Origin of the sequence: Aeromonas caviae, assembly GCF_000819785.1 — a bacterium.
GTDB classification, from domain to species: Bacteria; Pseudomonadota; Gammaproteobacteria; order Enterobacterales; family Aeromonadaceae; genus Aeromonas; species Aeromonas caviae.
In genome coordinates this window covers 86,638-100,925 of record NZ_CDBK01000044.1, presented here as the reverse complement: position 1 = coordinate 100,925, position 14,288 = coordinate 86,638, and the positions used below count along the sequence as shown (strand labels likewise).

At 65.9% G+C, this 14,288-nt stretch carries 11 protein-coding genes and 1 riboswitch; of the genes, 2 read left to right on the top strand and 9 right to left on the bottom strand.

The genetic code is table 11. The annotated features are described in order from the left end of the window. Nucleotides 1-77: 77 nt before the first annotated feature. From thiS to BN1120_RS07125, 6 genes are all read right to left on the bottom strand, one after another. Nucleotides 78-278 carry a sulfur carrier protein ThiS gene (gene thiS / locus BN1120_RS07150; protein ID WP_010672666.1) on the bottom strand — a complete coding sequence of 67 codons (201 nt, stop codon included), beginning with the start codon at nt 276-278 and terminating at the stop codon, nt 78-80. 2 nt (nt 279-280) lie between these two features. Beyond that, a complete protein-coding gene (locus BN1120_RS07145) occupies nt 281-1,060 on the bottom strand; it encodes a HesA/MoeB/ThiF family protein (protein WP_042015345.1) in 780 nt (259 codons plus the stop codon). Further along, on the bottom strand, nt 1,050-2,657 hold the full coding sequence (gene thiE / locus BN1120_RS07140) for a thiamine phosphate synthase (RefSeq protein WP_042015344.1): 1,608 nt from the start codon (nt 2,655-2,657) through the stop codon (nt 1,050-1,052). Before thiE ends, BN1120_RS07145 begins: the two co-directional genes overlap by 11 nt. Next, nucleotides 2,654-4,645, bottom strand: coding sequence for a phosphomethylpyrimidine synthase ThiC (gene thiC / locus BN1120_RS07135; protein ID WP_042015342.1), 1,992 nt, complete (start codon nt 4,643-4,645; stop codon nt 2,654-2,656). Before thiC ends, thiE begins: the two co-directional genes overlap by 4 nt. A gap of 263 nt (nt 4,646-4,908) precedes the next feature. Then, nucleotides 4,909-5,022: riboswitch (TPP riboswitch) on the bottom strand. 62 nt (nt 5,023-5,084) lie between these two features. After that, nucleotides 5,085-5,573, bottom strand: coding sequence for a hypothetical protein (locus BN1120_RS07130; protein WP_042015341.1), 489 nt, complete (start codon nt 5,571-5,573; stop codon nt 5,085-5,087). 78 nt (nt 5,574-5,651) lie between these two features. Beyond that, on the bottom strand, nt 5,652-6,080 hold the full coding sequence (locus BN1120_RS07125; RefSeq protein ID WP_039040447.1) for a hypothetical protein: 429 nt from the start codon (nt 6,078-6,080) through the stop codon (nt 5,652-5,654). A gap of 90 nt (nt 6,081-6,170) precedes the next feature. On the opposite strand from BN1120_RS07125, the gene BN1120_RS07120 reads away from it, so the two are divergent. Continuing rightward, nucleotides 6,171-6,839: a response regulator transcription factor gene (locus tag BN1120_RS07120; RefSeq protein WP_042015340.1), complete on the top strand. Its 669-nt coding sequence runs from the start codon at nt 6,171-6,173 to the stop codon at nt 6,837-6,839. After that, a complete protein-coding gene (locus BN1120_RS07115) occupies nt 6,836-8,092 on the top strand; it encodes a sensor histidine kinase (protein WP_042015339.1) in 1,257 nt (418 codons plus the stop codon). Before BN1120_RS07120 ends, BN1120_RS07115 begins: the two co-directional genes overlap by 4 nt. Before the next feature lie 154 nt (nt 8,093-8,246). Here BN1120_RS07115 and rimK read toward each other — a convergent pair whose 3' ends face one another. From rimK to metH, 3 genes are all read right to left on the bottom strand, one after another. Continuing rightward, complete coding sequence (rimK, locus tag BN1120_RS07110) at nt 8,247-9,143, bottom strand: 30S ribosomal protein S6--L-glutamate ligase (protein ID WP_010672657.1); 897 nt, start codon at nt 9,141-9,143, stop codon at nt 8,247-8,249. Nucleotides 9,144-9,334: 191 nt separating this feature from the next. Continuing rightward, complete coding sequence (locus BN1120_RS07105; protein ID WP_042015338.1) at nt 9,335-10,402, bottom strand: Gfo/Idh/MocA family oxidoreductase; 1,068 nt, start codon at nt 10,400-10,402, stop codon at nt 9,335-9,337. 67 nt (nt 10,403-10,469) lie between these two features. Then, entirely contained in the window at nt 10,470-14,165 is a 3,696-nt protein-coding gene (metH, locus tag BN1120_RS07100; RefSeq protein ID WP_042015336.1) for a methionine synthase, read from the bottom strand. Nucleotides 14,166-14,288 lie beyond the last annotated feature (123 nt).

Below are 14,288 nucleotides of genomic sequence, written 5' to 3'. Positions count from 1 at the left end.
CCGGCCACTGCGATAAGAAGAGATGAGGCCCCGCCGCAAGGCAGAGCGTTCGAAGATGGGACTGCGAGCATCATGGATCAGCCTCCCGCGATGGCGGTGAAGAGGTGGAGTTCGTCCCCGTCATTGAGACGGGTCTCGGCCCAGCGGCCACGGGGCAGCACGGCGCCGTTGAGGGCCACCGCTACCCCCTGAGGGGAAATCTCCTGCACCGCCAGCAGCTCAGTCAGGCGCTGGCCGGTGGGCAGCGTCAGCTCGATATCGTTCAATCGGATCTTCATGGTTAATTCTCCAGGGCCGGGTGGGTGCTGCCGCAGACCGGGCAATCGGGATCGGGAGCCAGCGTGAGGGTCTGCCACTGATGGGTCAGGGCATCAAACCGGCGCAATGTGCCCGCCACCGGGCTTGGCATCCCGAGCAGCAGTTTCAGTGCCTCCAGCGCCTGCAAAGAGCCCATCACCCCCACCAGCGGGCCGGTGACGCCGCTGGTCTCGCAGCTTTCCCTGATCTCGGTATCCAGCGGATAGAGGCAGGCGTAGCAGGCGTGATCACTGCTGGTACGCGCCATCAGCTGCCCCTGCCAACCCACTGCGGCGGCACAGATCCAGGGCTTGCCCTGGGCCACGCAGGCGGCGTTGATGGCCTGGCGGGTGGCGAGGTTGTCGCAGCAGTCGATCACCAGATCCACCTCGGCCACAAACTCCGGCAGGCTGGCGGCATCGAGTCGCTGGTTGATGGCAATCAGCTCCACCAGCGGGTTGTGGGCGGCCAAGCGCTCGCGGGCCAGCTCCGCCTTGGAGTGGTTGACCGCCTCGCTATCGAACAGGATCTGGCGCGGCAGGTTGCTGGAATCCACCGTGTCGCCATCGGCGAGCCACAAGGTGCCCACCCCGGCCCCGGCCAGATAGAGGGCGAGCGGCGAGCCGAGCCCGCCGAGGCCCACGATCAACACGGACTTATCCTTGAGCCGCGCCTGCCCTTCCTCGCCCACTTCCGCCAGCATCAGCTGACGGCCGTATCTCAGATACTCTTTGTCACTAAGAGAAGCGGCATCAGAGCGCATGTTCTGCCTCCCGTATCACGCTGGCCGAGCACGGCTCATCCCCCGCCCCCACGGCAGCGAGCAGCCGCTCGGTCGCGCCCTGCCAGTCATCGCTCGCCGTGATGGCCGAGACCAGCGCAATGCTGCCGACCCCGCTTGCCTTGACCGCCGCCACCCGCTCCTCGCTGATGCCGCCGATGGCCACCGTGGGCCACTGCGCCATCAGGGCGCGGTAGTGGTGCAGCCGCGCCAGCCCCTGGGGGCGCGAAGGCATCGCCTTGGTGTTGGTCGGGAAGATATGGCCGAGCGCGATATAGGAGGGGGCCAGCTCGCGGGCCCGCATCAGCTCGAAGTAGCCGTGGGTGGAGATGCCAAAGCGCAGCCCCGCCGCCTGAATGGCGGCGAGATCGGCGGTCTCCATATCCTCCTGCCCCAGATGCACGCCCCAGGCCCCCGCCTCGATGGCCTGCTGCCAATGGTCGTTGATAAAGAGCCGCGCCCCATGGCGGCGACCGAGCGCGACCGCATCACGAATGGCCGGCGCCACCTCTGTGGCGGGCAGATTCTTGATCCGTAGCTGGATGGTCTTGACCCCGGCCCCCAGCAGACGCTTGAGCCACTTGACCGAATCCACCACCGGATAGAGACCGAGGTTGTGTTCGGTCGGCGCGAAGGGGCCCTGCGGCAGGCGGGCGCTGCTTGTTTCATACAATCCGAAGCGGCGATCGAGCGGTGATCCCGCCAGCACGGCACGGGGGAAGTGGGCCAGGTCGGCGGGCCAGCCGAGATGGGCGATGGGCCCCGGGCCTGCACCCACCCCCTGCGCCGCCGCCAAGCCCTGTTGCAGGTAGGCGCGCGCCAGGGTGATGGCGTCCTCCACCGGATAGTCCTGCGCCACCACGGCGGCGATGGCGCTGGCGTAAGCGCAACCGGTGCCGTGGCCGTGGCGGGTATCGAGGCGTGGCGCGGCGAGCCAGAATTCGCGGCTCTCGTCCTGGTAGTAGTCGAGGCAGAGATCCCCGCCCCATTCAAGGTGGCCCCCCTTGACCAGCACGGCGCGGGCGCCGAGTTCGCGCAGCCGCCGGGCGGCGAGGCGCACCAGCTCGGGACTGGTGGCGGGCAGGCCGGTCAGGGCTTCCAGCTCGGGACCGTTGGGGGTGATGAGCGACAGACGTGGCAGCAGGTGCTCGCGCACCGCCACCAGCATGCCGGGCTCCGCCATGGGGGTGCCGGTGCTGGCGATGGCCACCGGGTCGTAGACCACGAAGGGAGCCTCGACGGTCGACAGGCGACGGGCCAGCACCTCCACGTGCAGCCGGGTCGGCAGCAGGCCTATCTTGATGGCAGCGGGTGGCAGATCCAGCCCCAGGGCATCGATCTGGGCGGCGAAGGTCTGCATCAGCACGGGGTCGACCATCTTCACCGCCACCGAGTTCTGGGCCGTGATGGCGGAGATGACGGAGCAGCCGTGCACGCCGAGGTCATGCATCGTGTGCAAGTCGGCCTGAATGCCGGCCCCGCCGCCGGAGTCGGACCCGGCGATGGTCCAGACCACGGGGCGGGCCTGCGTCACGGCGGACAGGTCGGCGGGGCTGACAGCCCCGCGCTCGCTGCTCACGCCTCCTCCCCTGCGGCCTGCTTCAGGGTCGCCGCCTGATGGTAGATCTCGCCGCCGGTCTCCTTGAAGGTTTCAGCCATGCGGGCCATGCCGCTCTCGACCTCGGCCACCACCCGCTCCTGCTGACCGTCCATGCCGACCAGCTTTATCTCTACGGCTTCCAGCTTGGCGGCGTAGTCGCGCACGTCCTGGGTGATCTTCATGGAGCAGAACTTGGGCCCGCACATGGAGCAGAAGTGGGCCACCTTGCCGGACTCCTGGGGCAGGGTCTCGTCGTGGTAGGCGCGGGCGGTGTCGGGGTCGAGGGCTAGGTTGAATTGATCCTCCCAGCGGAACTCGAAGCGCGCCTTGGACATGGCGTTGTCGCGGATCTGGGCGCCCGGGTGGCCTTTGGCAAGGTCAGCAGCGTGGGCGGCGATCTTGTAGGTAATGAGCCCCTGCTTCACGTCCTCCTTGTTGGGCAGGCCCAGGTGTTCCTTGGGGGTCACGTAGCAGAGCATGGCGCAGCCGTACCAGCCGATGAGCGCGGCGCCGATGCCGGAGGTGAAGTGATCGTACCCCGGGGCAATGTCGGTGGTGAGCGGGCCCAGGGTATAGAAGGGCGCCTCGTGGCAGTGCTCGAGCTGCTCGGTCATGTTGCGCTCGATCATGTGCATGGGCACGTGACCAGGCCCCTCGATCATCACCTGCACGTCGTATTCCCAGGCAATCTTGGTGAGCTCGCCCAGGGTGCGCAGCTCGGCGAACTGGGCCTCGTCGTTGGCGTCGTAGACGGAGCCCGGACGCAGACCGTCACCCAGCGACAAGCTCACGTCGTAGGCGGCGCAGATCTCGCAGATCTCGCGGAAGTGCTCGTAGAGGAAGTTCTCCTTGTGGTGCGACAGGCACCACTTGGCCATGATACTGCCACCGCGCGAAACGATGCCGGTGAGGCGCTTGGCGGTCATGGGCACGAAGCGCAGCAAGACGCCTGCGTGGATGGTGAAGTAGTCCACCCCCTGCTCGGCCTGCTCCAGCAGGGTGTCGCGGAACAGCTCCCAGGTGAGGTCTTCGGCGATGCCGTTGGTCTTCTCCAGCGCCTGATAGATGGGCACGGTACCGATGGGCACCGGGCTGTTGCGCAGGATCCACTCGCGGGTCTCGTGGATGTAGCGGCCGGTGGAGAGATCCATCACGGTGTCGGCGCCCCAGCGGGTGGACCACACCAGCTTCTCCACTTCCTCTTCGATGCTGGAAGTGACCGCCGAGTTGCCGATGTTGGCGTTGATCTTCACCAGGAAGTTGCGGCCGATGATCATGGGCTCCGCTTCCGGGTGGTTGATGTTGCTGGGGATGATGGCGCGACCGGCGGCCACCTCATCGCGCACGAACTCGGGGGTGATGTTCTGGGGCAGTCTGGCGCCAAAGCCCTGACCCGGGTGCTGGGTGCGCAGGAGCTCGGAGCGCACTCGCTCGCGGCCCATGTTCTCGCGGATGGCGATAAATTCCATCTCGGGGGTGACGATGCCTTGGCGGGCATAGTGCAGCTGGGTGACCCGGCGGCCCGGCTTGGCGCGGCGGGCGCTCGGCAAATGTTCGAAACGCAGGTGATCCAGCCCCTCGTCCGCCAGGCGCTCCTGAGTGAAGGTGGAGCTCAGCCCGTCCAGCGCGTCGGTGTCAGCACGCTCCAGCACCCAGGCTTCGCGCAGGCGCGGCAGACCACGGCGCACGTCGATGGGGGCGGCCTCTTCCCCATAGGGGCCCGAGGTATCGTAAACCGGCACCGGCTCGTTGGGCTCGAACTGGGGAGCGTCCTTGGTGCCGCCGACGAAGGTGTCGGCCAGCTGGATCTCCCGCAAAGGCACCCGGATGTCAGGGCGAGAACCCTGGATAAAGATGCGGCGGGAGTTGGGGTGCGCCATCCCCTTGAGGTTGTCGATAAAGGTCTGGGCGCTGGAGCGCTGCTCGCGGCGGCTGGATTTGGTGGTATCAGAAACATTGGTAGACATAGCAAAACTCACATTAACTGGTTGAAGTTATGGGTGTTTGCTTGTCTGGAGTTCGAGGAGAAGATGAACTTGCGGCGGGGTGTGCTCGGGGGAGTGAGCCGGGCATGGATCTTCCCTGCTCTGCCGTCCCGGTGTTTCCCTAGTCTGGAAACCCGGCGCCCTAAGGACAACCGGACGGGACAACCTCCCCCTGTGCGCCTGTGCCAGCCAGAGGCGGTCTGCCTCCAGCTGGCGGGAAGGTGTGCCTTCCCCGGCGCGGTAACCCGCAAGTTACCCTTGTTTCCCTTCGCAGGTCTTAACCTGATCAGGTTCCACGGATCCCGAATTAACGGTCTCAGCTTAGCGTCGTTCGACGGTCAGCACTCCGACAAGATGTGCGCCAGTATAAGTGGGGAAATTTAAAGTACAAGCCATTAACAAGGGGAAAGGGAGAGAGGTCTCACTCTTCGGCGTCGAGGGGATCCTCGGGGTCAGGAATGAGGATATCGGTGAGGCGGCCCTCTTCATCCCGGCTCAGCACCAGGCGGCGACCCGGTTGCAGATCGGCGGCGCTGCCGTTGATCCAGCGAGTGTCAGCATCAAACACCAGCACGCCGAGATCCTGTAGCAGCAATGCCTGCTGATTATGGGTGAGCAGTCGATCCTCCGCCCGCCGCCAGCTGGCCCCGAGCGCCGGATCCGGCGCCCCGTCGAGCACCCGGATCGTCTCGGCGACGCCGTAGCGGCTCAGGATCGCGAGGTGCATGCCGGGCACGAGCCCGTCCGGCTGCGCCACGCCGTGCAGTTCGGCACTGCCGAGCTCCAGCTCAGCCCCCTGGAATTGCAGGCGCACCCCGTCGTTGTGCTCCAGCTCCACCAGCCAGAGCTCGGCGTCGTCGGCAAGGGTGCAGAAGGGCAACAGCAGCAGGCAGAGTGCGGTTCGGGTCATGGCAGGCGGTCCGGGGTCACGGGGTGAGGTTTAACTATGGCCCCGGACGGGCAATTTTTCCCGGTCCGCCCTGACCGGTCAGTCATCCTCCCGGCACTGGCTCAGGCGCATGCCGTCAAACTTGCACTCCAGCTCCAGCCAGCGTCCCTCGAACGGGGAGAGGCTCCCATCCGAGGTGACATAACCCCAGATCCGCCCCCCTTCCACCGGCCCTTCCAGCTCCATCTCGTCCTCCTCTTCCAGCGCCTCCACCTCGCGAACGAGCCGCCGCGCCCCTGCCGCCGTCTCCTGCACGACCCCTTCCAGATCGACCCAGGTCCCGCCGAGATCATCCTCATCCAGGCCATCCTTGAAGCGGGTGCGCTCATCGATCACGAAGGGAATGCCGTTGACCATCAACTGGCCAAGCTGCCAGGTAGTGCGGCCCGTGAGCTTGAACTCGGCCGCCTGCACCAGACCAAAAGGCAATAGAATCAATAACCAGAAGGCGCGGAGAGACTTCTTCATCGGGGATCCTCGGGGTTACACTGGCACACAGGATGACCCATCCGGTGTGAAATGGCCGTGAAATAGCGGCACAGACCAGGAGATCAGAGCATGAAAATACTGGTGGTGGAAGACAGTCCCCAGGTGGCGGAGACCATCATGGACTATCTGGCGCTGGCCGGGCACAGGGTGGACTGCGCCTATCACGGCCAGGCCGCGCTGCAACTGCTGGCCCAGGAGCGCTTCGACGTCATCATCATGGACGTCATGATGCCGCGCCTCGACGGCCTGCGTACCGTGGAGCGGCTGCGTGCGGACGGCATCGCGACCCCGGTGCTCTTTCTCACCGCCCGCGACAGCCTGGAGGACAAGCTGGCAGGCTTTCGGGCGGGGGGCGACGACTATCTGGTCAAGCCGTTCGCCATGGAGGAGCTGGAGGTGCGCCTGGAGGCCCTCAGCCTGCGTGGCCCCAGAGGGGACATGGGCGTGCTCTGCTTTGGCGATCTGACGATGGATCCCGCCAGCGGCCGCGCCACCCGCGCCGGGGTGGAGCTCAAACTCGGCAAGATCCCGTTCCAGATCCTCACCCTGCTGGTGAAGCGCGCGCCACAGCTGGTGACGCGCCAGGAGGTGCTCGACACCGTCTGGGGCGACGAGGAGCCCGACTCAGACGCCCTGCGCAGCCACATCTATGCCCTGCGCAGCGCCCTCGACAAGCCCTTCCCCACCCCCATGCTGGAGACCCTGCACGGCCAGGGCTACCGGCTGGTGACCCCATGACGAACCCGACGCCGCCCCTTGCCTCCGGTCTGCCGAGCCTGCGCCGGCGCCTGGTGCTGGCGCTGGGAGGGGCCGGTCTGCTGCTGCTGGTGATCCTGAGCCTGCTGATGGTGGTGGCCGAGAACAAGATGGAGGAGCTGAGCCTGCGCCACTGGCTGGAGGCGGAGGCAACCCGTTATGACGACGACTGGTTGCGCCTCGGGATGGCGGCCCCCGCCCCCAGCCCGCGCCAGTTCTCCAGCTACTGGACAGAGGCGGGCCGCCTGCCCGCCTGGCTCAAGGCCTACCAGAGCCCCGGCTTCTTCGAGCATCAGCTGGGCCGGGAGGACAAGCATTTCCTGGTACGCGCCCACCCCTCGGGTCAGGGGCTGCTCTATCTGGTGTTCAACGACGATGCGGACGACTACCTGGACCCTTACGAAGCCAAGCTGCATCTGGTGACCCGCCTCATCGGCCTGGCCCTGCTGCTGGGGAGCCTCGCCTTCGGCATCTGGCTGGTGCGTCACATCACCAGGCCGCTGGAGCGGCTGCGCCAGCGGGTCACCCACCTCACCCCGGATCAGGGGGACTTCGTGCCCGATGCCCCCTGGCAGGAGCTGCGAGAGATAGAGCAGGCGCTGCTGGCGGGCAAGCACGAGGTAGCCGCCGTGTTTGCCCGTGAACAGGAGTTCAGTCGCTTTGCCAGCCACGAGCTGCGCACCCCCAACATGGTGATCCAAGGATCCGCGGCCCTGCTCGGCAAGGTGAATGACCTGCCCGCCCCGGCAGCCCGCGCCGTCAGCCGCATCCGCGCCGCCGCCGACGAGATGGCCCTGCTCACCGAAACCTTCCTGCTGCTGGGACGCAAGGAGGCCGTGGAGCGCCCGCCCCAGCAGGTGGCGCCGCTCATTCGCCGGGAGTTGACCCGCCTCGCCCCCCTGCTGCAACGGGAGACGCTGGACATTCGCCTGCAACTGGACGAGGAGAGCGAGGTGCAGGCCCCCCTCTCCCTGCTCGCCATCGCCCTCGGCAACCTCTTGAAAAACGCCCTGAGCTACGCCGAGGGGCACATCGAGATCACCCTGCACGAGCAGGTGCTCACCATCAGCAACCCCACCGCCGCCGCGCCGGATCAGATCCTCGGCTACGGCTGCGGCCTCACCATCATCCAGCGCATCTGCGAGAAGCTGGGCTGGCAGATTGAGACCCACCTGGTGGAGGGGGTCTTCAGCGCCCGGCTGGTGATGATCCCCGACGCCCCCGGGGCGGTATAACCCACTCATCCCCGGCCCTTCTCCCCGGCTGTTCAACACAGCGGGAGAAGGGAGACACTTCCCGGCAAGCCCGCTGCCTTCCAGCCCACCCGCCAGATAGCAACAAGGCGCCCGAGGGCGCCCTGTGTTTACCTGTCTGACACTCGTTTGGGACTCATTCCGCCGGCTTGTGCTTGCGGCTCGCCTTGAGCTCGAGGAACTCGATGATCTTGCCCGCCACGTCCTTGCCGGAGGCGGCTTCCACCCCCTGCAGGCCGGGGGAGGAGTTCACCTCCAGCACCAGCGGGCCGCGGGCGCTACGCAGAATATCCACCCCGGCCACGTCCAGCCCCATGATCTTGGCGGCCTGCACGGCGGTGGCACGCTCTTCCGGCGTGATCTTGATGGCTTCGGCGGTGCCGCCCCGGTGCAAGTTGGAGCGAAACTCCCCCGGCTGGGCCTGGCGGCGCATGGCGGCCACCACCTTGCCGTTGACCACCAGGCAGCGGATATCGGCGCCGTTAGCCTCGCGGATGTACTCCTGCACCAGGATGTTGTTGTTGGTCTGGATAAAGGCCTCGATGACGCTCTCCGCGGCCTTCTGGGTTTCGCACAGCACCACGCCAATCCCCTGGGTGCCCTCCAGCAGTTTCACCACCAGGGGGGCGCCCCCCACCATGGTGATGAGATCCGGTACGTCGTGGGTGCTGTGGGCATAGCCGGTCACCGGCAGGCCGATGCCGTGGCGGGAGAGCAGCTGCATGGCGCGCAGCTTGTCCCGGGAGCGGGAGATGGCCACCGAGCTGTTGAGAGCCATGGTGCTCATCATCTCGAACTGGCGCAGCACGGCGGTGCCATAGAAGGTGATGCTGGCACCGATGCGCGGGATCACGGCGTCATAGCTCTCCAGCTCCCGTCCTTCGTAATGGATGGAGGGGCTGTGGGAGGCGATGTTCATGTAGCAGCGCAGGGTGTCGAGCACCTCGACCTGATGCCCACGGGCCCGGGCCACCTCGACCAGACGGCGGGTGGAGTAGTTGTTGGGCTCACGGGATAAAATGGCAATATTCATGGAAATGGCAGACCTGATAATCGGACTGGAGAGTATAAGGTGCCATGAACGACTGGCAACGCCAATCCTTTCCCCTCACCATGCGCGGTTCTGCAAGAACAGGCAAAAACCGAGAGTGCTGCACTCAAGAACGGACCGTTCTGCAAGACGGCGCCAGCCACCAGCCCTCATGCCGGATGGCGCCAGCGACGTCAATGGGGGCCGCGCAGCCCTTGCTGCAACTCAAGCAGCAGGGCGACCTCCTGCAAACGGCGCGCCGTGGTGCCGGCCCAGCCTCCCAAAGGCACGGGGGCCAGCAGGGTCTGGGCGATGCAGTGGCGATAGAGGGGCCCCTCACGTTGCCAGCCCCGCATCCCGTCGACGTCGTGATGGTGCAGCCACTCCAGGTTGCCGCGGCGAAGCAGCTCGATGCGCCGCCCGTCTTTGAAGTGCAGGCAAAGCCCCTTCTTCTCCACCCCGGGACCGGCATACTTGTCGAGCCAGAGGGTCAGGGGCACCCCTGCCGCCTCGCCGCGCAGGCAGGCCCGCCCCTCGGCGGTCTCCAGATCCCCGCGCCGGATGGGCTGCCCCAGCCGGTCGCAGACGCCCTCCGCGATCAGGTGCAGGCGGTCGTCCCCACCCAGGGCCACCAGCAGCTCCCGGATCATCGCCAGCAGATGGGTGCCGATGTCGAGGATCACCCCGTCTGGATGGCGCAGGACCCGCCGATCCGGCTCCCCGGTGGCGAAGTTGAGGGCATAGGGCTCCCCCGCCTCGTCCAGGCCGCAGGGTTCCAGCAAAAAGCCCTCCACCGCGCTGATATCGGCGAGGGTGGCCAGCCCGCCCCCGGCGCCGTCTGATTCCCGAGGCTGCCAGCCTTCATCCAGTTTGCCGCTCAGCAGCAACTGCTGGACGGCATTGCGGGCCATCCAGTGATCCAGCGCCAGCACCCTGGCTGCGACCTCGGGGTCCGCCAGCAGGGCGTGCAGGCGATCGTGCTGGGCCAGGGTGGCCACCACGGGTTTCTCCACCAGGATGAGGGGAATGGCGCTGGCCAGTGCCTGCTCCAGCACAGGCAGATGCAGCAGGGAAGGCGTGGCGATCACCAGCCGATCCAGGGGTTCGGCCAGCAGGGCTTCCAGGGTCGAGGCGGACATGACGCCGGGCAGGGTGATGGCGGGATCAAAACCCCATATCTCGGTATTTTCCGCCAGTGCGGCGAGTGCAGGCAGATAGGCTGTCTGCACCACGGCCCCCAGACCGACAAATCCAATCTTCATGGCAACCTCGATATGGCGTGCATACCCGGCGTCTGCCCCGCACCGCGTGAGGCGAGGCAGACGGGGATCAATGCAGGTTGGGTCCCAGCCAGCGTTCGGCCTCTGCCAGGGTCATCCCCTTGCGCTGGGCGTAGTCTTCCACCTGATCCTGCTGGATCTGGGCCACCGCGAAGTATTTGCTCTCGGGGTGGGAGAAGTACCAGCCGGATACCGCCGCCCCCGGCCACATGGCGTAGGACTCGGTAAGCTGCATGCCGATGGCCTGCTCCACGTCCAGCAGCTCCCAGATGCTCCCCTTCTCGGTGTGCTCCGGGCAGGCCGGGTAGCCCGGCGCCGGACGTATCCCCTGGTAATTTTCGCGAATCAGTTCCTCGTTGCTGAGCGCCTCGTCCGGGGCATAGCCCCAGTGCACTTTGCGCACCTGCTCGTGGAGGTATTCGGCAAAGGCCTCGGCGAGGCGATCGCACACCGCCTGGATGAGGATGGCGTTGTAGTCGTCGTGGTCCGCCTTGTAGGCCTTGGCGATGGCCTCCTCGCCGATGCCGCCGGTCACCGCGAAGGCGCCGATCCAGTCGGGCTTGCCGCTCTCTTTCGGCGCCACATAGTCTGCCAGACAGTAGTTGGGGAAGCCCTGCTTCTCGCTCTGCTGGCGCAGGTGGTGCAGCACCTTGCGCACCTGGGTGCGGGTCTCGTCGGTGTAGACCTCGATGCTGTCCCCCACGGCGTTGGCGGGGAACAGGCCGACGATACCGGCGCAGCGCACGCTCTGATCCTTCTCCAGCTGATCCAGCATGGCGTTGGCGTCGGCGTAGAGGCGCGTCGCCTCCTCCCCCACCACCTCATCTTCCAGGATGCGGGGGAACTTGCCCGCCAGCTCCCAGCTCAGGAAAAACGGCGTCCAGTCGATGTAGGGGCGCAGCACAGAGATGGGCACGTTTTCGAAGGTCTGCACGCCGGGCTCCCGGGGCGCCGGGGGCTCATAGCCCACCCAGTCCAGCTGATGGCGGTTGGCGCGGGCATGGGCCAGGCTGACCGGCTTGGAGCGCGGCTGCTTGCGGGCATGCTGATCCCGGGCAATCTCGTACTCCTTGTCGATGCGGGCCACGAAGGCGGGCTTGAGCTCCGGGCTCAGCAGGCTCTGGGCCACCCCCACGGCGCGGGAGGCGTTGGAGACATAGACCACGGGCTCGGAGTAGTTCTGCTCTATCTTCACCGCGGTGTGGGCCTTGGAAGTGGTGGCTCCGCCGATGAGCAGCGGCAGCTTGAACCCCTGACGCTCCATCTCTTTGGCCACGTGCACCATCTCGTCCAGGGACGGAGTGATGAGGCCCGACAGGCCGATGATGTCGGCGTTCACTTCCCGGGCCGTCTTGAGGATGGTCTCGCAGGAGACCATGACCCCGAGATCCACGATCTCGAAGTTGTTGCACTGGAGCACCACCCCGACGATGTTCTTGCCGATGTCGTGCACGTCGCCCTTGACGGTGGCCAGCACGATTTTGCCGTTGCTGGAACCGCCGGACTTCTCCGCCTCGATGTAGGGTTGCAGGTAGGCCACCGCCCGCTTCATCACCCGGGCCGACTTCACCACCTGGGGCAGGAACATCTTGCCGGCGCCGAACAGATCGCCCACCACGTTCATGCCGTCCATCAGCGGCCCCTCGATGACGTGCAGCGGCTTCTCGGCCTGGGCGCGCGCCTCCTCGGTGTCCTCCTCGATGAAATCAGTGATCCCCTTGACCAGGGCGTGTTCGAGCCGCTTGCCCACCGGCCAGCTGCGCCACTCCTGATCCCGCGGATCCTCCGCCTGGGCACCCGCGCCGCGATACTTCTCTGCGATGGCCAGCAGCGCCTCGGTGGCGTTGTCGTTGAGGTTCAGCACCACCGCCTCGACCTTCTCTTTGAGCTCGGCCGGGATGTCTTCGTAGATGGCAAGCTGGCCCGCGTTGACGATCCCCATGTCCATGCCGTTCCTGATGGCGTGGTAGAGGAAGACAGCGTGGATGGCTTCGCGCACCGGCTCGTTGCCACGGAAAGAGAAAGAGACGTTGGAGACGCCGCCGGAGATCATGGCGTGGGGCAGGTGCTCCTTGATGTCCTTCACCGCCTCGATGAAGTCCACCGCGTAGTTGTTGTGCTCGTCGATGCCGGTCGCCACCGCGAAGATGTTGGGGTCGAAGATGATGTCTTCCGGCGGGAAGCCGACGCGGTCCACCAGAATGCGGTAGGCGCGCTGGCAGATCTCGAACTTGCGGGCCCGGGTATCGGCCTGGCCCACCTCGTCGAACGCCATGACGATGACGGCGGCGCCGTAGCGGCGCAGCAGTTTCGCCTGCTCGATGAATTTGTCCTCCCCCTCCTTCATGGAGATGGAGTTGACCACCGGCTTGCCCTGCACGCACTTGAGGCCCGCCTCCAGCACCTCCCACTTGGAGGAGTCGATCATCACCGGCACCCGGGCGATGTCCGGCTCGCCAGCAATCAGGTTCAGGAAGCGCACCATGGCCGCCTCGGCGTCCAGCATCCCCTCATCCATGTTGATGTCGATGATCTGGGCGCCGTTTTCCACCTGCTGCTTGGCCACATCCAGGGCCTCGTCGTAGAGCCCTTCTTTTATCAAGCGCTTGAACTTGGCCGAGCCGGTGACGTTGGTCCGCTCACCCACGTTCACGAACATGGAGTCCGCCGTGATGATGAGAGGCTCCAGGCCCGACAACCGGCAGGCCACCGGCAGATCCGGCAGGGCGCGGGGCTTGATGCCCGCCACGGCGTCCGCCATGGCGCGGATGTGGGTTGGGGTGGTGCCGCAGCAGCCGCCCACCAGGTTGAGAAAGCCGCTCGAAGCCCACTCGCAGATATGCTCCGCCATCTCGACCGCGTCCAGATCGTACTCGCCAAACGCATTGGGCAGACCGGCGTTGGGGTGGGCGCTGACATAGGTCTCGCTGATGCGGGACAGCTCCTCCACGTACTGGCGCAGCTCGTCCGGCCCCAGCGCACAGTTGAGGCCGAAGGAGACCGGTTTGACGTGGCGAAGGGAGTGGTAGAAGGCCTCGGTGGTCTGGCCCGAGAGGGTACGACCGGAGGCGTCCGTGATGGTGCCGGAGATCATCACCGGCAGGCTGTAACCCAGCTCCTCGAACACCAGGTCCACCGCGAAGGCGGCCGCCTTGGCGTTGAGGGTGTCGAAGATGGTCTCGATCAGGATGATGTCGGCACCGCCCTCGATGAGGGCGTGGGTCGATTCGGTGTAGGCGGCCACCAGCTCGTCATAGGTGACGTTGCGCTTGCCCGGATCGTTCACGTCTGGCGAGATGGAGGCGGTACGGTTGGTGGGGCCCAGAACCCCTGCCACAAAGCGCGGCTTGGCTGGGTCTTTGGCCGTCCACTCGTCCGCCACGGCGCGGGCCAGGCGGGCTGCCTCCCGGTTTATCTCGGCCGAGAGCGCTTCCATCTCGTAGTCCGCCATGGCGATGCGGGTGGCGTTGAAGGTGTTGGTCTCGAGGATGTCGGCCCCGGCGGCACAATACTGGTCGTGGATCTCGCGAATGACGGCGGGACGGCTCAACACCAGCAGGTCGTTGTTGCCCTTGATGTCGGTATGCCAGTCGGCAAACCGCTCCCCCCGATAGTCCGCCTCACCGAGTTTGTAACCCTGGATCATGGTGCCCATGGCCCCGTCGATGATCAGGATCCGCTCCTTGAGACAGGCTTCCAGCCTGGTTGTGACATCCGCTTTCTTGTTCGACTCTCTGCTCGACACCGCTCGTACCCCTTACATCCATGCAACTGCGTGATGCCCATCCTAGCAGCAATCAAATTAAATGGAAATCTAGCCGTCTATCTGTCCATGATAGCGATTAAATATAACCATAAATAGGTAATG